This window comes from Dinghuibacter silviterrae, assembly GCF_004366355.1.
GTDB classification, from domain to species: domain Bacteria; phylum Bacteroidota; class Bacteroidia; order Chitinophagales; family Chitinophagaceae; genus Dinghuibacter; species Dinghuibacter silviterrae.
In genome coordinates this window covers 45,118-66,009 of sequence record NZ_SODV01000001.1, presented here as the reverse complement: position 1 = coordinate 66,009, position 20,892 = coordinate 45,118, and the positions used below count along the sequence as shown (strand labels likewise).

Below are 20,892 nucleotides of genomic sequence, written 5' to 3'. Positions count from 1 at the left end.
AAAATTCATGCATTCATGAGCAAATTGCAGGTAAGGACGGAGGCTGTTATCCACGCGCCTATCGCTGATATATGGTCTGTGATCACCGATATTAACGTGCTTCACAAAGTAAACCCGGGCGTTGTCAAGGCAACGGGTACAATGGACTGTCTTTACGGCACGCGAACCTGCGAGATCAATAACGGGGGAAGGAAGGGTACAATGACCGAAAAACTCATCGAATTGGTCCCTGGAGCAAAGACTGTCTGGACCATCGAGCATGATACGATGGGAATGGGCAGCATGCTAAAGGATACCCGGTTTTGCTTTGACCTCGAAAGAATAGGGGATACCGAGACCCGGGTTACCAGTGAAACCTGGTACAGGCCAGCCAATATGATGGCGAAAGTTATGAATGGAGTGATGATGAAAAGGATGATTCAAAAAGCCCAGGAAACCATATTGGACAATATAAGATCGCTCACTGAAAAATAACGGTTGATGACAACGCTATACAACGAGATCATCATTGATGCGCCCATTGACAAAATCTGGGACGCTCTTTCCAGTATTGAAGAACTGGAAAAGTACGACCCCACTGTAAAAAGCGCCCGGGCCCTCTCCGCGGCGGGGAGCGGTATCGGTGCGACTAGAAAGGTGGGCATGAAGGACGGCAAAAACTGGTTTGAAGAGAAGGTAACGGTTTGGAAAAAAAATGAAGCATTGGCGTATGAATTGACTGCCTGTTCCTTTCCAATTCAGCAACTAAAGCATAGCTATGGGTTTGAGCAGATCGGCCATCAAACCAAAGTAAAGCAGGTGATGGAATACAAAGTAAAATATGGTTTGATCGGTAAAGTTTTGGATGCTTTGATGATACGAAGACAGTCGGATACAGGGATAAAGAAGTTTTTCGTGGGGCTAAAATCTTATACGGATAGGCAATAGTCGGCTTTCACTCCCCGTCATGCCCGTTTGAAGGAGCAGAACAGAAAGTTTTGCAGCGTATTGAACGGGGTGTGATGATCTTCTGTAATGCACTTGATTTTGCTAAAGCCGTTGGTGAGGGCTTCGGTTAGCTCTTGTTCGCTGTATTGATGGATGGGCAGGCCGCTGCATTTTTCGGGGCCGTTGTCGGAGAAGGTGCCAATCACGAAATAGCCACCGGAAGGGAGGGCGCCGCGGGCGGTAGAAAGGTAGTTCGAGACCTGGGGGGACGTGGTAAGGAAGTGAAAGGTTGCCCGGTCGTGCCACAAGTCGTAGGTCTCGGTGGGATGGAATAGCGTGATGTCTTGTTCGATCCATTTGACTTGGTGGGCGCGGTGGCCTAATCGTTGTTGGGTCTTCCGGAGGGCAGCGCCAGATATATCGAGCACGGTAAGATCGGTGTAGCCCTCATCGAGCAGGCAGTCTACGAGCCGGCTGTCTCCGCCACCTATGTCGATGATCCGGGCGGTACGAGGCAGGTGGAAGCTATGGATGAAGTCTAGCGAAATGGCGGGTTGGGCCTGGGTCCAACTGAGGTCAGCCGGCCCCTTGGTCCTGTAGATATTTTCCCAATGTTTTTTGCCGGGTTCCATGCTGTGTGGTTTTGAGGCTAAAAAGCTTTAGCGTTGGCGTCTTTGACGAGTAGGGCTTCCAGCTCGGGGGGACGCCTTCGATATTGACACCTTTGGGGCGCATAGCGTTGAATGTTCACACAAGGTAAGGAAAATGGACATTCAGTTATCAGTCGTATTAGTTCATTATTCTATACGCATTCGGGGTAACCCCCACCTTAAGCTTAAACAGCCGGGTGAAATGTTGGGGGTACCTGAACCCCAGATCGTAGGCGATTTCGCTAAGGGATTTGTCCATATCGAAGATGCGCTCTTTGGCGACGTCGATTACCTTGGACTGGATGTATTCCTGGGCGGAGGTACCTGTTTCCTTCTTGATGAGGTCCCCGAAATATTTGGCGGACAGATGCAGTTGCTCCGCGCACCAGGCGACCGAGGGGAGGCCGATTTGCTGGGGCTTGTCCGTGGCGTAGTAGTTGTTGAGGAGGTCTTCGAACTTCTCCAGGATGCCCTTGTTTGCGTTGTCCCTGGTAATAAACTGCCGGTCGTAGAAACGGGTGCAATAGTTCAGGAACAGTTCGATGTTGGAGGCGATCAGCGTTTTGCTGTGCTTGTCGATGGATTGGTCCAGCTCTATCTGGATTTTTTCGAAGCAGTCGAGAACAATCTGTCTTTCTTTTTCGGAGAGGTGAAGGGCTTCGTTCACATCATAGGAAAAGAACGAGTAGTCATGGATATGTTTTCCCAAATGGGTGCCGGTGAGTAAGTCTGGGTGGAAAAGGAGTACCCAGCCTTTCGGGTCAGCGGCGGCGGCGTTTGGCTGTACGCCCAATATTTGACCAGGCGCCACAAATACCAGTGTCCCTTCCTGGTAGTCGTAGAGGTTACGGCCATATTTTAGCTCGCCGCATTTTAATTCCTTAAGATAGACAACGTATAAGCCGAAATTGAAAGTCTCGACGGGCATCGGCTTTTTCCCCGACAGGTTAAAGACACTGACCAGGGGATGTTGGGTTTCTACGCCACGCAGCTTATTGTAGGCATCTACGCTGGCGATTTTTATGATCTCGTTCATTGCTTTCCTGTTTCGCTCCTTCAAAATTACGCACCGGACGCGAAGAACGGCTGGGGCTAGTGGCTATTTGGGAAAAATGGTAAGAGAAGCAGGAATTGGTATAAGTGTGGTGTGGTGGTTTGGATGGAACTTTGCAACATGAAAATGAGACAATTGACAATTATTGTTGTGCTCGCTCTTCGGTGCGTGGTGGGATACGGCCAAAATGCACAAGAGGTTTCAACGGCCATATTCCGGTTGGAGGTATCGGGTAGGCTCGATTCGCTGGACGCCCTGCTCGACCCCCGGATGGTGTTTTCCGCGTTGGATGGGCGGATAGAATCCAGGGACCAATACTTGCAGCGCTTGAAAGGGGGCAATTTTATGCACAATAGTATCGAGGTGGAGGAAAGCAACGAGGTGGTAGCGGAGAATACAGCGATCGTCACCGGCAAGGGGACATTTGTCGTTACGGTCTCGGGCACCAAAACGTCGCTGCATCTCTCTTATATAGAGGTATTTGTAAGACCTGAACCGGCGGGTGCCTGGAAGCTGATCGCATTGAAGGCAACGCCGCTAAATAAATAATCACTTATGAAGAAGAGAATATTGGGAAAAAGCGGGCTTGAAGTTTCCGCGTTAGGACTGGGTTGCATGGGCTTGAGCTTTGGTCTTGGCCCGGCTACGGAAAGGAAGACGGCCATCGAATTGATTCGAAAGGCTTATGAGCTGGGTGTGACATTTTTCGATACGGCTGAGGCTTATGGCCCCTTTGTCAACGAGGAAATTCTTGGTGAGGCGTTGCAGCCGTTCCGCGACCAGGTGGTCATCGCTACAAAGTTTGGGTTTCCGGGGGGAGAAGTGGCCAAGGGGGTAGACAGCCGGCCTGAAAATATCCGGGCAGTGGCGGAAGCGTCGTTGAAACGGCTGCGTACGGACAGGATCGATCTCTTCTATCAACACCGTGTCGATCCGGGCGTACCCATGGAGGACGTGGCTGGTACGGTCAGGGACTTGATACGTGAGGGCAAGGTGAAGCACTTTGGGATGTCCGAAGCGGGTGTCCAGAGCATCCGCCGGGCACATGCGGTCCAGCCGGTAGCGGCGTTGCAAAGTGAATATTCCCTTTGGTGGCGTGAGCCGGAGCAGGAAATCCTGCCGCTCCTGGAAGAGCTGGGGATTGGGTTTGTTCCATTTAGTCCGCTGGGTAAAGGTTTTTTGACCGGCGTGATCAATGAGAACACCCGGTTTGATACATCGGATTTTAGAAGTATTGTTCCGCGCTTTACGGAAGAGAACCGGAAAGCCAACCAGGGGATGGTTGACCTTCTTAAAAGTATCGCGGCGGACAAGGGTGCCACGCCGGCACAGATCGCCTTGGCCTGGCTGCTGGCACAAAAACCCTGGATCGCGCCGATACCTGGTACAACGAAGGTGCAACGTCTGGAAGAGAACCTGGGTGCCGCAAATGTCGAGTTGTCGGCTGATGACCTTCGGGAGATCGAGGAGGCAGCCGCCAAGGTCCAAATTCACGGGGCGCGGTATCCGCAACATTTACAAGAAAGGGTAGGAAAATAATACGTATGACTACAGATAAAAATGAGGGGATTTTCCCCCGTGGGCAACAGGCGCCATCCGAGTATTTTACCGGTGCTGCCTGGGTTTTAAGCCTTGTCCCGACAGACGAGACGGGCACCTTTACCATAGGCAACGTGGAATTTGAACCGGGTTGCCGCAACAACTGGCATACCCATCCGCGGGGACAAATTTTGCTGGTTACCGATGGGGCCGGGTGGTATCAGGAGCGGGGAAAAACTGCCCACGCCCTGACAAAGGGCGATGTCGTGGTGATTCCTTCGGGAGTCGAACACTGGCACGGAGCCACCCGCGACAGCGCACTCACACACATTGCCATTACGAACCTGGGCGAAAAGGGTCCTGTGACCTGGTTGGAGCCCGTAACAGACGAAGAATATGGAAACTAAACAAGTACAAGCATTTGGCACGGCTGCCGCCACGGAGCCGTTGAAGGGTATCAGCATAAAGCGTCGCGTGGTACAGGCGCATGACGTAGAAATAGAGATATTATATTGCGGCATTTGCCATTCCGATCTGCATCAGATCAAAAATGACTTTGGCGGTACAACGTACCCGATCGTACCGGGCCACGAGATTGTCGGCCGGGTAACCGCGGTAGGGGAGCATGTCCAATCGTTTAAGGTGGGTGACCTGGCGGCCGTTGGCTGTATCGTTGACAGCTGCGGGCATTGCGAGTCCTGCAAGGACGGGATCGAGCAATTTTGCGAGAACGGAGTGACGTACTCGTTCAACAGCCCGGATAAGGAGCTCGGTGGCGTTACCTATGGCGGTTTCTCCAAAGTCTATGTCTGCAACGAAAAGTACGTGCTGCACATGCCGGATTTTAAAGACCTGGCGGCCGCTGCGCCGCTGTTGTGCGCCGGAATTACCGTATATTCTCCGTTAAAGCATTGGGGCGCGGGCCCTGGTAAAAAGGTCGGCATTCTTGGTATTGGCGGCCTGGGGCACCTGGCCATTAAAATAGCCAAGGCGATGGGTGCGCATGTAGTGGTATTCACGACATCCGCTTCCAAGGTGGCCGATGCAAAGCGGCTGGGTGCCGATGAGGCTGTGTTGTCGAGCGATGCGGGACAGATGGCGAAGTATGCGCGCAGCCTGCATTTTATCATCGACACGGTGTCGGCGAAGCACGATGTGAATACCTATCTGAATTTGTTGCGGCATGACGGAGCTGTTGTATTGGTGGGGCTGCCGCCCGCTCCCCTGGAAATCGGGGCTTTTAATGTCGTCATGGGGAATCGGAGCTTTGCCGGTTCCAATATCGGCGGGATTGCTGAAACCCAGGAAATGCTGGACTTTTGCGCAAAACATACGATCGTGGCGGAGATCGAGAAGATCGATATGGGGTATGTCAACAAGGCTTTCGAGCGATTGGAAAAGGGGGATGTTCACTACCGGTTTGTCATAGATATGAATTCATTAAATGAGATACCATGACCAATGTTGTCGTACTTATTGGTATGGGGATTTAGCACGTGGAGGCGTTTTGGCAATGGGAAAAGGCGTTTTGACCACCTAAGATGGCTGGTTCTCCATGAGCTTTGCGGTATAAAATATACCGAAATGAATATCGTATTAACGGGCTCACTGGGCAATATCAGCAAACCCCTTGCTACAGAATTGGTACGAAAAGGCCACCGCGTAACCGTCATTAGCAGTAAGGCCGAGCGGCAAAAGGACATTGACGCCTTGGGCGCAAAAGCGGCCATCGGTTCCATAAAAGACCTTGATTTCCTGGTGAATACATTCCATGGAGCAGACATTGTGTACCTTATGGAGCCAAGCGCCCAGGACAGGATGTTTGACAAGACGTATGACCCCTACAAGGCGGTCGCGGAAATAGTAAACACATACAAATCGGCCGTGGAAAGATCGGGTATTAAAAAAGTGGTGCATTTGAGCAGTATCGGGGCGCATACCGATACGGGTGTGGGGCTTTTAAAGTTTCACTTTATGGCGGAAACTATTTTGAAAACACTGCCGGCCGACGTCTCTATCAAATTTATGCGGCCGGTGGGGTTTTATTATAACCTGCTGGCCAATATCGAAGTGATTAAATCATTAAGCAAAGGGTTTGTCGGAGCGATCATGGCTCTACAGCACTATGGCCTATCGGGCTTGTTGCGTGGCAAACGGGGACTGATTATGGCTAATTATGGAGGCGATATTGTGAACTTGTTGGTGTCGCCGATCGACATTGCCGCGGTTATCGCCGAGGAAATGGATAAGCCGTTTGAAGGCTACACGGTACGATACATAGCCAGCGAAGAACGTACCTGCAATGAGGTGGCCGGGATATTGGGGGCGGCTATCGGAAAACCCTATTTGAAATGGGGGAGTATCTCTGATAAAATGTTGACAAACACGATGCTCAAAAGGGGGATGAACGAAATGCTGGTACACGGATTGGTGGAAATGGGCGCCTCCGGCCGTTCGGGGAGGGTATATGAAGATTATTATAAGCATCGTCCTGTGCTGGGTAAAACAAAACTCAGTGAATATGCACCTATCTTTGCCAAAGCCTATGCATCATATAAAGACCATCAGTGAATATCATCAGATGGCGGGCTTGCCCCTGCCGGACCATCCCCATATCAGTGTCATCAATTTGGAGACGCTGAGGGGGACGGAGATTAAGGAGCCCATCAAATTGATGTGCGATTTTTATTGGATTTCACTGAAGGCGCACGAGAACGGCCGTTTTCAATACACATACGGGAGCCATGCCACGATCCCCCATAAGTTAAAGGAAGGTGGTGATTTTGAAGCCAGCACCTTGTTTTTTATGTCTCCCGGGCAGGTCTTTGGTATTGCGCCGTTAGGAAAACGGTTATCCAAAATGTCCGGCTGGTTTATATTGATACATCCGGATTTTTTATGGCGGACGAAGCTGGCGAAGACGATTAAACAGTATGGTTTTTTCGATTATTCCGCCAATGAGGCCTTGCATCTGGCGCCAAAAGAGGAAAAGAAAATCGTCAGTATCATTAAGAACATTCAGCAGGAGTACAAGACAAATATTGATGCATTCAGCCAGAATATCATTGTTGCCGAACTGGAATTGTTGTTTACTTATGCGGAAAGGTTTTACAATCGTCAGTTTATCACGCGTAAAATAACCCATAGTGGCGTATTGGAAAAGTTGGAGGACCTGCTCAACGACTATGTAGACAGCAACAAACTGGCAACGGAAGGGTTGCCCACCGTACAATACATTTCTGAAAGTCTGCACATTTCACCCAATTATCTCCGGGGCCTGCTCAAGTCATTGACGGGGTTGAATACGCAGGAGCACATTCATAAAGTGATTATTGAGAAAGCCAAGGAAAAACTCTCCACCACGGAGCTGTCCATCAGCGAAATCGCCTATGAATTGGGCTTTGAGCATCCGGCCTCGTTTAGCAAGCTGTTTAAGAGTAAGACCCGCCAAAGTCCGTTGGAATTCAGGGCGTCGTTTAACTGATCCCGAGCCTGGAGCGCAACGATTCGCGATAGGTGGCGCCGATAGGTATCTTTTTGCCATTGACCGTCAGTTGGTAGGCCTCTATCATGGCAATATGTTTTATGGCCACGACATACGACTTGTGGACACGGACAAAGTCCGAAGCAGGTACCAGGTCGAATATATCCCCCATGCTTTCGCGGATGAGGATCGTTCTGTCTTTCAGGTACAGATTGATGTAATTCCCATCCTTTTCGAGGTACAGGATTTCCCTGAGGCTGACCTGGTATGTTTGCGGGCCGCTTTTTATAAAAATATTCCGGTCGTAATCCCTGGCGGGAAGGGCTGTGATCGCCTTGTTGACCGAGGCGAGGAATCGTTCGAAGGTGATCGGTTTTAAAAGATAGTCGACGGCGTTCAGGTTATAGCTTTCCACGGCATAGTGGCTATAGGCGGTGGTAAAGATGATCATTGGTCTTGGTGACAGGGTTTGTACCAGTTGCATCCCGCTGATATCCGGCATGTTGATGTCCAGAAAGACCAGGTCCGTTTTTTCCCGGCCAAGGTATTCGACTGCTTTTATGGGCTCGCGAAATACAGCCTTCAGGTCTACCAGTTCGCTTTTGGCGCAGTAGCGTTCGATCACCTCCAGCGCCATCGGCTCGTCATCCACGGCGATACACGTGATCATGAGTATGCGATTTGAAGGTGTACAAGATATTTCCCGTCTTTTGGCCCGGCGTATAGCGCATATCGGCCGGGATAGACCAGTTCCAGGCGGCGACGCACATTGGCCAGCCCGATACCGGTCTTCTCTTCTTCCAGCCGCCTGACATGGCTATGGTCGGTATTTTCGCAGGTGAAGTTCAGCTTTCCGGCGCCGGCGGTGATGGTCACGGTGATGCAGGAGCGTTCGCCGATCGCGATGCCATGCTTAAAAGCGTTTTCGAGAAACGGGATGAAAAGCATGGGTGCAATCTGCACTTCTCCGATCGCCCCCGGCGGGGGATAGCTAAAGGCGACTTCCACCTCACCGCCGGCATAGCGAAGTTTATGTAACGCAATACAATTCTTCAGGTATTCGATCTCTTTTTGGAGGTAGACCTGCTCGGTGTTGCTTTCATAGATCATATAGCGCATCATACCGGACAACTTTGAAATGCCGTCGGCCAGCTCGTCGTTGCCTTTTTTCTGGGCCATGGAAAAAAGGTTGTTGAGCGTGTTAAACAGGAAATGGGGGTTTACCTGTGACCGGAGGAACTTGATTTCGGTACTGAGCTGCTGGGCCTCGGCCTGGGTTCGTGTCAGATCGTTCCGTATCCATTCCTTTATAAAGAACTGCGCTATGGCAACCGCCAGCACCGAAAGAAAAATCAGGGCAATAACGAGCTGCATGTGCAGCCAGTTGTCTACCGGAGACACGGGTACGTCCGGGGGAGAAGGGAGGTCCGGAAGTTTGGCCGATGGTAGGGCCGAGTTGAATGTCATTTTGGGCAGGGAGTCTTTCCCGCCCGAAAATTGCTGATGGCTGATGATATAGGGGGCATTGTCAACGTTGATGCGCCAACGGATCACCAGGAAGTTTATGGTAAAGAGCAGGATACACCAGCTGGCGATGACTGCTACCCGGCCCGCGGCGCTTTTATACCTGAGCACCTGTTTAAACAACCAAAGGGTGTTGGTATAAAACAGGACTATAAGGAACCCGAGCACTATCCATGAATAAGGGAATGATAACTGGATATCCACTTTTTGAGTGCCCCTGTCTCCGTTCCTGAGCACCATACCAAAAGAAGTGGTCGTCAGTGCCTTCAGGGTATAATATACCCCCGTCCAAAATAGGACATGAATGATGACCTGGATGATATATCTGACCGGGTTGCGGCGCATATTGACGAAGTTAATGGAAGTACCGGTCCCCCGGGGGAGGATTGTTATGAACACGCCATTTTTGAGATCCGATGGCGGACATCACAAATCCCACTTGTTCATCACACCGCTTTTGCCGTGGGCGCCCCGTGTTATAAAATTGTCCGAAAATCATAACAGCTATGAAATGGTCAATCTTATTGAGCGCGGGGATCATCCTTTCAGCCCCTGGCGCCCGGGCTCAGCAGCCGGACACTGCACTGTTGTTCCTTCACTACAAGTTTTCTCATGTACGGGATACGTCGGACCGCGCGAATCCCTATAAAGAGGACATGGTGTTGGCCATTGGTAAAAATGCCAGTGTGTACAGGAGCTATGACAGGCAACGGTGGATTGCCCAGACAAAAAAGGAGTACCGGACAGCGGCTGCGGCCGCGGCGGGCGGACCCATCATGTTCAATATACATGTCGCCGGTACCGGAAGCGAGTACTTTCAATTCCCGAATACCGGGCAATTGGTGCGGAAAGAGGAGCTGTTTGGCAGCTTCCTGGTGACCGATCCCTTGCCTGTTATTGCCTGGCAGGTGACCGGTGATACGGCCACCTTTGGCCGTCTTCACTGCCAAAAGGCAACGGGTCATTTCAAAGGAAGGGATTATATCGCCTGGTTTTGCCCTGATTTGCCTTTGCACACCGGTCCCTGGGAATTGGGCGGCCTGCCGGGGGTGATCGTCGAAGCCTATGATACAAAGAGGGATGTCCAGTTTCTTTTCGACGGGATTGAAAAGGCAGCGGCAATAGCTAACGATAGTGATCAAAGCGGCCCGCCCCCCATGCCTGGAATTGACTTTAACGGAGACCCCGATCTCATCAGTCTTCCCGAAAATGCGACAAAGACCACCGACAAGGAATTTGCCAAACTGCAGGCAGCGTACAAAAAGGACCCCAATGCCTTTGCACAATCGGCGATGGCGGCGCACAACGGCGGTATGGCCGGGGATAATGGCCCGAGGATGAGCGTCGATATTAAGGCACGTCCGGCGGGTCCGGTGATCAATAACCCGATCGAATTACCGGAAAAGCCATGAAACCGGTCATTCTGCTTGCGGTTATCCTGTTGTCGCTGTCCGCGGATGCCCAGGTGTTAAAAGGCACGGTCATGGACAGCACGGGTAGCCCCGTGTCTTACGCCAGCGTTAACCTCAGGAACGCGGAAGGCAGTGTCATCATGGCGTTTACAACCGCAGATGCCAGGGGAAATTATGCCTTGCGGCTTCCGTCCGGGCTCCGGGCAGACACGCTGTACCTGGAAGCTCGTTGCATTGGATACAGTACGCAGCGTCGGGCGGTTTCCTGGTCGACCGGGGTCGCTGATTTTACGCTTGCGGTCTCGGCGAGTCGGTTACCGTCGGTCATCATTCATGCCAAGGGGCCAAGACTACGCACCAGCGGGGACACGCTGAGCTATAAAGTAAGCGATTTTAGCAGCGCCCAAGACCGGGTGATTGGGGATGTGATCCGGCGGTTGCCGGGAATTTCGGTTGCTTCCGATGGAACGATCCGCTATAACAACAAGCCGGTCTCCGGTGTATACCTGGGGGGCGACAACCTGCTCGACGACAAGTATACGATTGCCACGAATACCATTCCCCAGGGGGTGGTCGACCAGGTGCAGGTGATCGACAATCACCAGCCGGTGAAGGTATTGCAAAACAAGGTCAAGAGTGACGACGTAGCCCTCAACCTGACGTTCAAAAAGGGCGCCAAGGCCCGCTTGCTGGGACAGGAGACGGCTGGTACGGGCTTGCCCGGTAACTATGATGCGGACCTGAATGCCCTTTTGGTAAAAGACAAGTATAAGGCCATCGACTATCTGAAAGGGAACAATACGGGGGAGGACCTGCAACAGGAGCTGGTGTCGCATAATGTTGCCGACTATAAGCTGCGCATCGGCAATGATCCGCCGGCAGCCCTGCTTTCCCTTGGATCGGTAAACGATCCGGCCCTGGCGCGTAACCGGTATTTTTTTAACCAGTCCGGCTTATTGAACCTCAATAACCTTGTCAACCTGAAGAACGGGTTGCAACTGCGCGTCAACGCATCTTATCTGCATGACATAGAAAAGCGGGATTACAGTCAGCGGACAAGCGTCTTCCTCCCGGGGGATACCCTGCAGTATGCCGAAACGCAGCAGAACCGCTTTCATCCAAATTTGCTTCATGCGCAGTTGACCCTCAACGTCAATAAGGATAAAAGATACGTGAATGACGCGCTGTTGTTGGAGGACAACCGGTGGGCGGATTATTCGGATCTGAACACCAACGGCCCGACCGTTCACCAGGTCCTCAGGGATCAGCCCCGTACCTTTTCCAATGAATTGTACCTGATGGCCCCGCTGGGATCGAAGGATCTTGTCCAGGCCTATTCCTATATCAGCCGTACGTCAGAGCCGGAAAGCCGGTCGATCGGGCCTTCGTATAGTGACTCGCTGTTGATCCAGACGGTGAATGTTCCCACCTGGTATACCAATAATTATGTTTCGTGGTTGATCCCGGGTAATATCGGCACGAAAAGCTTTATGGCCGGGGGCAGTATTCAGTCCCAAATGCTGACATCGAACTTAAGCCCGGCCATTGACAGCTCGACCAATCATGTTGCATGGGACAAAAAAAGGTTGTATGGCCAGGCTGCCTACGATATACCGGGTGACAACCTCAACGCCAACCTGACCTTGCCGCTGATCTTTCAACAGATTGACTATTCGGATGCCGGATATGCGCTGGATAAGCGCCAGGCAAAACTCTTCTTCGATCCACAAGTGCGTATAAAATATAAGACCGGTAGGGAGGATTTCGTGACTTTACTTTACCACTATCGCCATCAGACCGGGACTGTCGAAGACATTTATCATGGCTATATCCTGAAGGATTACCGGACGCTCTTTGCCAACAATGCCGACCTGACGCTTAAGCAGGATCAACTGATGGCGGCGGGGTATAGTCACCGTAAAGCGCTGACGCTGTTTTTCTATAGTTTGGCTGTCTCCTACGAGCGCATCCACGCCAACAATATCACATCGGGCGTCATCACCGATAGCTTTCAACAACAGGTTGTCCTGCCTTATGCCAACACCACCGGCTCCTGGACGGCAGATGGAAGTATCAGCAAGTATTCTTTTCCCTTGCGTACCACCTTCACCGGAGAAGTAAAATGGCAGAATAGCCACTCCGTCCAGGTACAAAACGGCGCGTTCCTGCCGTTTAATACTACTGTCTGGACGCTGGTCTTTGCTGCAACAACAAAATTGAGCGACCAGGTGAATGTCAGCTATCAGCTCACGGGGACTCAGACCGCGGCCGCCCTGGCGCCTGAAATCGACCAGTTGCAGCAGCAGGGTGCTATTTATTATAACCTTTTGTCTGGTATGCAGTTCAAGCTGTCCGGCGAGCACTATTTTACGCGTAGCCAGGGCAATCCGGACCTCCAATATTTCTTTGCGGATGCGTCGGTTAAATACCGCCTCAAAAAGTGGAAGGTGGACTTGCAACTGGATGCGGTCAATTTCCTGAATGTACGGAGCTACCGGGCGTTGTATCTGTCGGGTAATATGCTGACGGCCAGTTCGTATGGGCTGCCGGGGAGGATTGTGCTGGGGAAAATAATGTTTGATTTGTAATAAATATTTATTGCTTATCAATAAATATTTATTACTTTAGTGCTATCAAACCCCATTGATATGACAATAAGCACTACAAAAACGCTAAAAGTCCTATATGTCCTTGCCTGGATCATATTCGTAGGTGTCAGTATCGAAGCCGGTGGGTTCATCTTCAGCACCATTTATACGCTGGAGATAAACCCGGTCAACGCGCATCGATCCTGGCCCGGGCTCGATCTTTCGAGTCTTTATGATTACGACCGCGGATACTTTCTCGCGGAGATGGTACAAATAAGCCTTGTATCCGTTATGAGAGCCGTTTTGTTTTATTTGATCATTGACATCCTGCACAATAATAAGCTGGACATCGCCCGGCCATTTAGCAAAAACGTGGGCCGATTCCTTTTCAGGGTGTCCTACCTGTCCCTACTGATTGGCCTGTTCTCGTGGTTTGGCACCAAATATACCGAGTGGCTTGTGTCAAAAGGTGTAAAGTTACCCGATCTACAAGACCTGCGCCTGGGCGGAGCCGATGTATGGCTGTTCATGGGCGTGACCATTTACGTGATCGCACAGATCTTTAAAAGAGGGATTGACCTCCAAACCGAAAACGAATTAACCGTCTAAGTCATGCCGATTATCGTAAACCTTGACGTCATGATGGCGAAGCGGAAAATATCGCTCAACGAACTTTCAGGAAAAGTCGGCCTGACGCTATCCAACCTTTCCATCCTGAAGACCGGCAAAGCAAAAGCCATTCGTTTCAGCACCCTTGAAGCCATTTGCAAGGTGTTGGAGTGTCAGCCGGCGGACATTCTTGAATATAAAGTTTCGTAATTTACGCAAATGAATACTCATCCCTTAAATCTTGTGCTGCGCTTCCTGCTGGAGTTGGTCATGCTGGCCGTCATAGCATATTGGGGCTACCATGGTTTTACGGGTTGGCAGGGTATCGCTGCCTCTATTGCTTTCCCGGTCATGGCAGCGATACTTTGGGGTGTCTTCCGCATTCCAAATGACCCGCGTCCGGCGCCGGTGGCCATTCCGGGACCGCTTCGCTTACTGCTCGAATGGGCATTATTTGCCTGGGCGGTCTGGGCACTGGAAGACCTGGGATATAATACCGGGGCTTGGTTTCTGGCGGGAATACTGGTGGGTCATTACCTTTTCAGTTATGACCGGACGGTGGCGATGCTGCGGAATAGACCGTATACGGGGTTTGTCAAATCCAAGTTATGATCGATAGAAATCATCCGGCCTTCAAAAAGGAAGCCGAACCGTTCTACAGTATTATTATGAAGGGGCTTGAGGGAGAGGTCGATGGGGCGCATTTTTGGGATGCAGTTGCAGAAGATGCCGACTTTGAATTCTTATACCGTTTTCCGGGATTCCCTGAAATCATCAAGGGCCGGAAGAAGTATATGGATTGGTTTGGCGGATACAGCATGAAGCTTACGTCTGCGGACGGTCTTGTGGTGCATAAGTGCGCCACCCCCGGGGTTATCGTTTTGGAATACGCGGTTCATGGGATTACCCCGGCAGGCAAGCCTTATAACAACAGGTTTTGTTCTATAATTACCATCAAGGACAGGAAGATTGTGCATTGGCGTGACTATATGGACTCGCTCGCTGTGACGCTTGCATTGTCCGAAGAATAAGGTAAAGAATGTCACGATGACAGCCTGGCCCCGGTCGGCATGGAATGTGTGCTACTTCCAGGCCAACCAAAGCTATATGCAGAAAATTCCCTTTTTCAAGAAATTCATCACCTGCCTGCTTGCGGGTCTGGTCGTTGGTGCTTTTTTACTTCGGCAGGGCGTTACATTTTTTCGACAATGGGTGCCCATCAGGACAATGTCCTTAATCGAATTCCTTATCGTGCTTGTTGCAGTTATTTACGCTTTTATATGGCAGGCGCGAAAGAAGAATAGCCCGGGTACGCTCGCTTTTTGGCAAGGATTGATCCGGTACGGGGTGGCGTATGATCTGGCATCGTTTGGTTGGGAAAAGATCTGTCACCTGCAGTTGGTCATACCGGGGAACTGGGCGGATCGTCCGTATCGAAGTTTTACGCCTTCCGAGTTGTTCTGGAGCTTTTTTAGTCATTCCTATCTTTTTGGCTGTATCATTGCCGGTTTGCAGATAGCCGGCGCCATGCTATTGCTTTTCCGGCGGACCACGTTGGTGGGGGTGTTTATCCTTTTGCCGGTGCTGGCGAATATTTTGCTGATGGATATTTTTTATGACATTGGCCAGAGTGTGGTGGTACACGCGTCTATCATGATGTTGGGGGCGTTGTATTTTCTATTCCTGGAATTCAATCGATTGAAAGCGTTTTTCTTTGCGGCGTCAAATAATATTGCTTCTTTGCAGATGCCGGGGTATATGAAGGCCGCCATCCGGCTTTCCATTATTTTTATACCGCTGCTGTTGATTGCAATGCATGGCAACCCCAATAGACATCCGGCGCTGACCGGTAAATACGAGGTGAAACAGCTCAAGGTTAACCAGCATTTTCTTGCCCCAACTGGCTGTTCGGATAGCCTTTTGACCGTCGTCTATTTTGAAGTTAACGATGGCTGCGTGTTTGAGTTCAACACGCCGCAGCGGAGATGGAGCGGTACCTATAAGATGGATAAAGACCATCTTGGCATAAGCTGGCGTAACCCGGGGGGCAAGCCGGATTTTAAAGGCGTGCTTTCGCGGGATCCTGCCACGGGAATGGTGGTGATGACGGGGGTTCTTGGGGGTGATTCGACTGAGGTGACGTTGCAGAAAGTGATGAATTGAGCAACAATTATATTTCGCCAGTCGGCCAGCGGCGTATAGCATGCCGTATCTGCCGCATCAACTGATCCAGCTTCCCGCCGAAGACAACTTCATGGGACCATGTATTCACGATCATGGACCAACAAAAGCCATCGCGTGTCCTGACCAGTAGGGAATTGACCCCCGGAAAGCCGCCACCATGAAAATATTCATCGTTTTTGTTTACTTGCCAGCCCTTGGCGTAGTCGGGGCTAAGCGCGGGCGCCGAGAACATCGTATCCAGTGTGGCCGGTTCCAATATATCCGCCTTTTGCGGAAATTTATCTACCCGCATAATGAATTTAACCAGGTCTGTCGGCGTGGCTATCCATCCTCCGTTCGAATACAATCTGCGTGCGTCAAACAAGGTGTAGGGATCATTCTGACTGTCATAATAGCGGACTTCCCCTGGCAACCGATCAGCAAGGGTATTGCCACCCATCTGCATATCGGCTATTCCGCAAGGCTGCAATACGGTTCTGCGAACATATTCTTCGTATGTCATCCCTGTTGCCTTTTCGATCACCCGCCCCAGCAGGTCAAACCCGAAATTAGAGTATTGAAAGTGTGTGCCTGGTTTGTGCTGAAGGGGCTGATGATCGACTGCCCAACTGATCAACGCATCCAGGTCCAACTCTGGGTGCAGGAACACGGGATCCCGATCATTAGACTGGTCCCCAATCTTATGAAAGCCGGCATCGGCCCATCCCCCACCTAAATGCTCCAGTAAATCCTCCACCGTGATTTCCTCTACCCATCTTTTATAAGGATAGGTTCCATAAGTAGTTCCAAGAACTCCGCCTATTCCGAAGACCTTATCCTGCAGGTGCAACTTTCCTTGTTCGACTAGTTTCATGATGGCCGTAGCCGTAAAGGTTTTGCCGATGCTGGCAACCCGGAAACGGTTGTCTGGATTCATCAATTCTTTTGTGTCTTTGTCAGCATAGCCATAACACCGCTTGATTTTAATGCTGTCGTCTCTGGCAATGGTGAACGACAACCCTGGAATGTTATACTTGTTCATAAAAGCGGCCACGAGACTATCCACCGCTCTGATATTCTCCGGTAAAAAACCAGCCGGGATAGGTTCGTTTGCTTTTGGCGGTGTGCATGAACTTATCACCATTGTTACTGTGCATAAGAGCTCGAACTTCATCTCTCGGATTATTGTGTCTGCTCCAAAATAGCATTAAGTTGACAATCCAAGAAACCATTGTTTGATTTCCTTTCTAAAGGCTTCCGGGCCAATCTCCAGCCGCCTGCCGTAGGCCTTTTCTGCGTTTGGACCGGCAAGGTAGCGTAGTTGATCCTTGTTATCGGTTGCCGCTTCGTATATGACCTCCGCGACCTGTGCGGGAGTAAAGTTAAGCGTGATGCTATTCAGCATTTTTTTTATGGAGTCATCATAAGCTGGATGAGAGGCCAGGGTGGCATCAGATATATGAAAGAAATTTGTAGCTGTTCCACTCGGCTCCACGGTTTTAACGCTGATGTTAAAAGGCGCTAGTTCTATGGACAAGCTTTCACTCCATCCCTCGATACCCCATTTGGTGGCATGGTACACATTGCTGTATGGGTGTGCCATCAATCCTGCTATGGAAGTCACGTTAATGAACAATCCACTTTTTCTCACCCTGAAAAAGGGAATGAAGGCCTGGGTAACACGAATCGTTCCCAGAAGGTTCGTGTTTATCTGCTGCAATAGCTGTTCCTCGCTAAAGACTTCCATTGGGCCAAAAAGCGGAATGCCCGCGTTGTTCATTACGACGTCAATGTTGTATACATTCAGGGCTTTTTCAGCCGTCGACCTGATCTGTTCGATGTTGGTGACATCCAAAGGCAGTAGCGTTATATTGTCCAAATGCGAAAGCTCTGGTTCGTTCTGGGGAGTTCGCATCGTCGCTATAACATGCCAGCCTTTGGATTGAAACAATTTTGCTGTGGCTTTTCCGATACCGGCCGAGGCGCCGGTGATGAATATTGTTTTCATTTTTACTCCAAATCTAAGCGGAGTAAGGTATATATTTGATACCTGTATACAAAAGGATACCTGATATGACAGACAAGGAAGAAAAGCGATTTCGGGAGAAGGTAAAGGCGATACAGGATACGATGTTCGTCATCGGCGGCAAATGGAAGTTGCCGGTTGTTCTCTCAATATACAACGGCAATAAGCGGTTTAATGACATATTAAATTCCATTCCCAAAATAACCAATAGGGTATTGTCGAAGGAGCTGAAGCACCTGGAGGAAAATTTATTGATTCGAAGAGAAGTGGTGGATGGCTATTCCGTGAAGATTGAGTATACCATCACGGAGTATTGTTTAAGCCTTAACGATGTTGTAAAGCCCATGGAGAAGTGGGGTAAGATGCATAGGAATAAGTTAAGGGGACTTAGTTGAGGGTCCGGTACTCGCTCGGGGTATGACCAACGCGTTGCTTGAATACGCGGACGAAATGCTGAGGATATTTGAACCCATTATTACCCCGTCGGAGATGCGGGCATTAACGATCAGCAAAAATGGTATCAGGATCCGGAATCCATCTACCTAATCGGCCACCCAGTTGACGGACCTTTGTAGAACAAAAAGAATGAGTATGCAAAAAGTAGTACTAAATAACGGTGTTGACATGCCTGTCCTTGGATTTGGCGTATTCCAGGTGACCGACCTGGCGGAATGTGAACGGAGCGTGGTAGACGCCATCAACGTGGGCTACCGGCTCATCGATACCGGGCAGTCTTACTTGAATGAGGAGGCGGTAGGCAGGGCTATCAAGCGCAGCGGAGTACCGAGGGCGGAACTGTTCATCACCACCAAATTATGGATTCAATCCAACGGATATGACGGGACCAGGGCCGCCTTTGATCGGTCGCTTAAGCGACTTCAATTGGACTACCTTGATCTTTTCCTCATTCACCAGCCGTATGGCGATGTGTATGGAGAATGGCGGGCGATGCAGGACCTGTATAAAGAAGGAAGGGTAAAGGCCATCGGTGTAAGTAATTTTCATCCTGACCGGCTTATGGATCTGATGATTCACAATGACATCGTTTGCGGCAAAGTATCACAAATCCATCGCGCAGGTTGTTTTGCGCTGGCTTATCCAGCGGGGCGTCGTGGCCATTCCCAAATCCGTGCGCAAGGAACGGATGAAGGAAAATTTTGAGGTGTTTGATTTTGAGCTGGCTATGGACGACGTGGACGCTATTGGCACACTGGACTCGAAGACGAGCAGCTTTTTCGATCACCGGGATCCGGCCATGGTGAAATGGTTGGGTGAGCGGAAACTGGATGTTTAAAAGCTAAGTCATCTGGGGTTGCGGTATGAATCGCGCCAATATATCGGGGATGCGGACATCGGGGAGCCCCCCGAGGCTTTTTAGCTCTGACGCGTAGAACATAATTCTTCCATTGGTCAGCGTGACGGCATAGTCCCCGTCGTTCGTGAGTTTGTGGCTGACATAGACGCCCAAGCGATTTGATGGTTTGGCGATCATGGCTAGCCTGGCCAGCACGGCTTCGACCGCCTGCTGCCTGTTGTCGGTGTTTATCATTCGGTAAAGGTACAGGTTATTAAGTATCCGGCCAATAAACCTTAGTGCAACAGTTCATGCACCTGGTTCGCCACCTGCACATTGCCGAGACGCCTGTAGGATAATTCCAGCGCATTCAGCCAATCCGGATTGAAGTCGTATGCGGCTACGCTGTCCCTCTTCAATTGGAAGTAGGTTTGGCGGGCTTTCCCGAAACCCTCTGTGCAAATGAGGGGCGCTATGACGGAGGTGATGGGCTTCCTGAGCTCCGGGGAAGGATAATTGTATATGGTGTTGATCAAAAGATAGGTCAGGGTTTCATAGGGCACGAACCGGTGCAGGTTGCTCATAAAGACAATACCCACGGAATCTTCGGGGATCATGCCCACGTAGGACGAGTAACCGACGTCGCCCCCGGAATGGCTCACCAGCTTTTTGTGGTTCCAGGTATCTATGAAAAAGCCCAGGCCGTCTGCGCTATTGCTGTCAAACTTATACTGGGGGGTGAGCATCATGGTCAGGCTCCCCGGTGACAGGACTCCCTCGCCGCCCCGGAGGATCATCAGCTCCCAGGCAAGCATATCTTCTACGTTGGAATGCAGCGTCGAGCTCCCGGCGTGGCAGCGATTGTACGGGTAGATGTCGCTGACCTCGAAATGGCAGCTGTTCCCCAATACGTGAGGGCTGGTGGCCAGGCCGGGCGGAATGTCCTTCACCGTAAAGGTGCTGTTGCGCATCTTGCAAGGATCGAATAAATGCGTTTTCATGTAGGTTTCGAAGGTGGTCCCGCTGACTGCGGCGACCACGCCCGCCAGGACGTCGTACGCCATATTGCTGTATGCGAATTGTGTCCCGGGATCGGAGAGCAGCGTACAACGAGACACACTGTCCTTGATATACCGTTCCAGCGCACCGTCATCGTATTGGGGTTTGTCCCAGCCATAATCCTTTACATCCGGGAAGCCGGAGGTATGCGTCAGCATTTGCCTGATGGTGACCTTCGTATACCTTGGATCGGCCATCGTGAAATAGGGTATATACCGGATCAGGGGAGCGTCCAGGGACACTTGCCCTTTTTCCACCAATTGCAGTATGGCCATGGCGACAAAGGGCTTGGACACCGAAGCCATGTGAAAGGAGGATTGCGTATTGACCGGGTCCGGGGTACCCAATTTTCTAAGACCAAACCCTCGGGCGTAGACGACCTGATCTCCCTTGATGACCCCTACCGCCAGCCCGGGAAGGTCATAGACCTCGCATACATGGGTCAGCACGGAGTCCAATCTCACCCGCAAAGCCTCCTCCGGCGTGGGACGGGAGGCCTGGCAGGCGCTCAAAAGGAGCAAAATCAATGGAAAATACGTCCATTTCATGTAGCGTTTTTTGCC

At 50.8% G+C, this 20,892-nt stretch carries 26 protein-coding genes; 18 read left to right on the top strand and 8 right to left on the bottom strand.

The genetic code is table 11. The features are described from left to right. The first annotated feature begins 15 nt into the window (after window positions 1-15). Window positions 16-474, top strand: a complete 459-nt coding sequence (locus tag EDB95_RS00340) for an SRPBCC family protein (protein ID WP_133989459.1) — start codon at window positions 16-18, stop codon at window positions 472-474. 6 nt (window positions 475-480) lie between these two features. Then, on the top strand, window positions 481-927 hold the full coding sequence (locus EDB95_RS00335; RefSeq protein ID WP_133989457.1) for an SRPBCC family protein: 447 nt from the start codon (window positions 481-483) through the stop codon (window positions 925-927). A gap of 17 nt (window positions 928-944) precedes the next feature. Here the strand turns inward: EDB95_RS00335 and EDB95_RS00330 are convergent, their stop codons facing one another. Then, window positions 945-1,559: a class I SAM-dependent methyltransferase gene (locus EDB95_RS00330; RefSeq protein ID WP_133989455.1), complete on the bottom strand. Its 615-nt coding sequence runs from the start codon at window positions 1,557-1,559 to the stop codon at window positions 945-947. A 157-nt stretch (window positions 1,560-1,716) separates the two neighbouring features. After that, window positions 1,717-2,613, bottom strand: coding sequence for a helix-turn-helix domain-containing protein (locus tag EDB95_RS00325; protein ID WP_133989453.1), 897 nt, complete (start codon window positions 2,611-2,613; stop codon window positions 1,717-1,719). 153 nt (window positions 2,614-2,766) lie between these two features. Here EDB95_RS00325 and EDB95_RS00320 point away from each other — a divergent pair, with 153 nt between their 5' ends. The 6 genes from EDB95_RS00320 (at window position 2,767) to EDB95_RS00295 (ending at window position 7,654) form a co-directional block, all read left to right on the top strand. After that, window positions 2,767-3,180: a nuclear transport factor 2 family protein gene (locus EDB95_RS00320; protein WP_162852434.1), complete on the top strand. Its 414-nt coding sequence runs from the start codon at window positions 2,767-2,769 to the stop codon at window positions 3,178-3,180. A 6-nt stretch (window positions 3,181-3,186) separates the two neighbouring features. Then, window positions 3,187-4,170: an aldo/keto reductase gene (locus tag EDB95_RS00315; protein WP_133989449.1), complete on the top strand. Its 984-nt coding sequence runs from the start codon at window positions 3,187-3,189 to the stop codon at window positions 4,168-4,170. 5 nt (window positions 4,171-4,175) lie between these two features. After that, window positions 4,176-4,577, top strand: coding sequence for a (R)-mandelonitrile lyase (locus tag EDB95_RS00310; RefSeq protein WP_133989447.1), 402 nt, complete (start codon window positions 4,176-4,178; stop codon window positions 4,575-4,577). Further along, on the top strand, window positions 4,567-5,628 hold the full coding sequence (locus tag EDB95_RS00305; RefSeq protein WP_133989445.1) for an NAD(P)-dependent alcohol dehydrogenase: 1,062 nt from the start codon (window positions 4,567-4,569) through the stop codon (window positions 5,626-5,628). Before EDB95_RS00310 ends, EDB95_RS00305 begins: the two co-directional genes overlap by 11 nt. Window positions 5,629-5,754: 126 nt before the next feature. Beyond that, window positions 5,755-6,741, top strand: a complete 987-nt coding sequence (locus EDB95_RS00300; protein ID WP_133989443.1) for an SDR family oxidoreductase — start codon at window positions 5,755-5,757, stop codon at window positions 6,739-6,741. Further along, complete coding sequence (locus tag EDB95_RS00295) at window positions 6,716-7,654, top strand: helix-turn-helix domain-containing protein (RefSeq protein ID WP_211352025.1); 939 nt, start codon at window positions 6,716-6,718, stop codon at window positions 7,652-7,654. Before EDB95_RS00300 ends, EDB95_RS00295 begins: the two co-directional genes overlap by 26 nt. Here EDB95_RS00295 and EDB95_RS00290 read toward each other — a convergent pair. Continuing rightward, on the bottom strand, window positions 7,647-8,324 hold the full coding sequence (locus EDB95_RS00290) for a LytR/AlgR family response regulator transcription factor (RefSeq protein WP_133989439.1): 678 nt from the start codon (window positions 8,322-8,324) through the stop codon (window positions 7,647-7,649). The two genes, EDB95_RS00295 and EDB95_RS00290, sit on opposite strands and share 8 nt — an antisense overlap. Continuing rightward, window positions 8,321-9,523, bottom strand: coding sequence for a sensor histidine kinase (locus tag EDB95_RS00285; RefSeq protein WP_133989437.1), 1,203 nt, complete (start codon window positions 9,521-9,523; stop codon window positions 8,321-8,323). Before EDB95_RS00285 ends, EDB95_RS00290 begins: the two co-directional genes overlap by 4 nt. 161 nt (window positions 9,524-9,684) lie before the next feature. On the opposite strand from EDB95_RS00285, the gene EDB95_RS00280 reads away from it, so the two are divergent. The 7 genes from EDB95_RS00280 to EDB95_RS00250 all read left to right on the top strand — a co-directional run bounded on the left by EDB95_RS00280 (window position 9,685) and on the right by EDB95_RS00250 (window position 15,950). Then, window positions 9,685-10,590: a GLPGLI family protein gene (locus EDB95_RS00280; protein ID WP_133989435.1), complete on the top strand. Its 906-nt coding sequence runs from the start codon at window positions 9,685-9,687 to the stop codon at window positions 10,588-10,590. Then, entirely contained in the window at window positions 10,587-13,178 is a 2,592-nt protein-coding gene (locus EDB95_RS00275; RefSeq protein ID WP_133989433.1) for a carboxypeptidase-like regulatory domain-containing protein, read from the top strand. The genes EDB95_RS00280 and EDB95_RS00275 overlap by 4 nt, the downstream gene beginning before the upstream one ends. A 60-nt stretch (window positions 13,179-13,238) precedes the next feature. Continuing rightward, complete coding sequence (locus EDB95_RS00270) at window positions 13,239-13,787, top strand: DUF2975 domain-containing protein (RefSeq protein WP_133989431.1); 549 nt, start codon at window positions 13,239-13,241, stop codon at window positions 13,785-13,787. A 3-nt stretch (window positions 13,788-13,790) separates the two neighbouring features. Beyond that, on the top strand, window positions 13,791-13,997 hold the full coding sequence (locus EDB95_RS00265; RefSeq protein WP_133989429.1) for a helix-turn-helix domain-containing protein: 207 nt from the start codon (window positions 13,791-13,793) through the stop codon (window positions 13,995-13,997). A gap of 9 nt (window positions 13,998-14,006) precedes the next feature. After that, the gene (locus EDB95_RS00260; RefSeq protein ID WP_133989427.1) at window positions 14,007-14,399 is read left to right on the top strand and encodes a YrdB family protein; all 393 of its coding nucleotides are present in this window, start codon (window positions 14,007-14,009) and stop codon (window positions 14,397-14,399) included. After that, window positions 14,396-14,818, top strand: a complete 423-nt coding sequence (locus tag EDB95_RS00255; RefSeq protein ID WP_162852433.1) for a nuclear transport factor 2 family protein — start codon at window positions 14,396-14,398, stop codon at window positions 14,816-14,818. Before EDB95_RS00260 ends, EDB95_RS00255 begins: the two co-directional genes overlap by 4 nt. Window positions 14,819-14,894: 76 nt before the next feature. Continuing rightward, window positions 14,895-15,950 carry a hypothetical protein gene (locus EDB95_RS00250; protein WP_133989426.1) on the top strand — a complete coding sequence of 352 codons (1,056 nt, stop codon included), beginning with the start codon at window positions 14,895-14,897 and terminating at the stop codon, window positions 15,948-15,950. Between the two features lie 7 nt (window positions 15,951-15,957). On the opposite strand, the gene EDB95_RS00245 is transcribed toward EDB95_RS00250, so the two are convergent. Both EDB95_RS00245 and EDB95_RS00240 read right to left on the bottom strand, forming a co-directional pair. Beyond that, on the bottom strand, window positions 15,958-17,124 hold the full coding sequence (locus EDB95_RS00245) for a serine hydrolase domain-containing protein (protein ID WP_133989424.1): 1,167 nt from the start codon (window positions 17,122-17,124) through the stop codon (window positions 15,958-15,960). Between the two features lie 33 nt (window positions 17,125-17,157). Next, window positions 17,158-17,958, bottom strand: coding sequence for an SDR family oxidoreductase (locus EDB95_RS00240; protein ID WP_133989422.1), 801 nt, complete (start codon window positions 17,956-17,958; stop codon window positions 17,158-17,160). A 65-nt stretch (window positions 17,959-18,023) separates the two neighbouring features. Here EDB95_RS00240 and EDB95_RS00235 point away from each other — a divergent pair, with 65 nt between their 5' ends. The 3 genes from EDB95_RS00235 (at window position 18,024) to EDB95_RS27935 (ending at window position 19,270) form a co-directional block, all read left to right on the top strand. Beyond that, complete coding sequence (locus EDB95_RS00235) at window positions 18,024-18,371, top strand: winged helix-turn-helix transcriptional regulator (RefSeq protein WP_133989420.1); 348 nt, start codon at window positions 18,024-18,026, stop codon at window positions 18,369-18,371. Between the two features lie 196 nt (window positions 18,372-18,567). Next, the gene (locus tag EDB95_RS00225) at window positions 18,568-19,137 is read left to right on the top strand and encodes an aldo/keto reductase (protein WP_317128942.1); all 570 of its coding nucleotides are present in this window, start codon (window positions 18,568-18,570) and stop codon (window positions 19,135-19,137) included. Next, window positions 19,061-19,270: a hypothetical protein gene (locus EDB95_RS27935; protein ID WP_317128941.1), complete on the top strand. Its 210-nt coding sequence runs from the start codon at window positions 19,061-19,063 to the stop codon at window positions 19,268-19,270. Before EDB95_RS00225 ends, EDB95_RS27935 begins: the two co-directional genes overlap by 77 nt. A 3-nt stretch (window positions 19,271-19,273) precedes the next feature. Here EDB95_RS27935 and EDB95_RS00220 read toward each other — a convergent pair whose 3' ends face one another. Continuing rightward, on the bottom strand, window positions 19,274-19,525 hold the full coding sequence (locus tag EDB95_RS00220; protein WP_133989418.1) for a hypothetical protein: 252 nt from the start codon (window positions 19,523-19,525) through the stop codon (window positions 19,274-19,276). Window positions 19,526-19,566: 41 nt separating this feature from the next. Next, window positions 19,567-20,877 (bottom strand): serine hydrolase domain-containing protein, encoded by a 1,311-nt coding sequence (locus EDB95_RS00215; protein ID WP_133989416.1) that lies wholly within the window; start codon window positions 20,875-20,877, stop codon window positions 19,567-19,569. Between the last annotated feature and the right edge of the window lie 15 nt (window positions 20,878-20,892).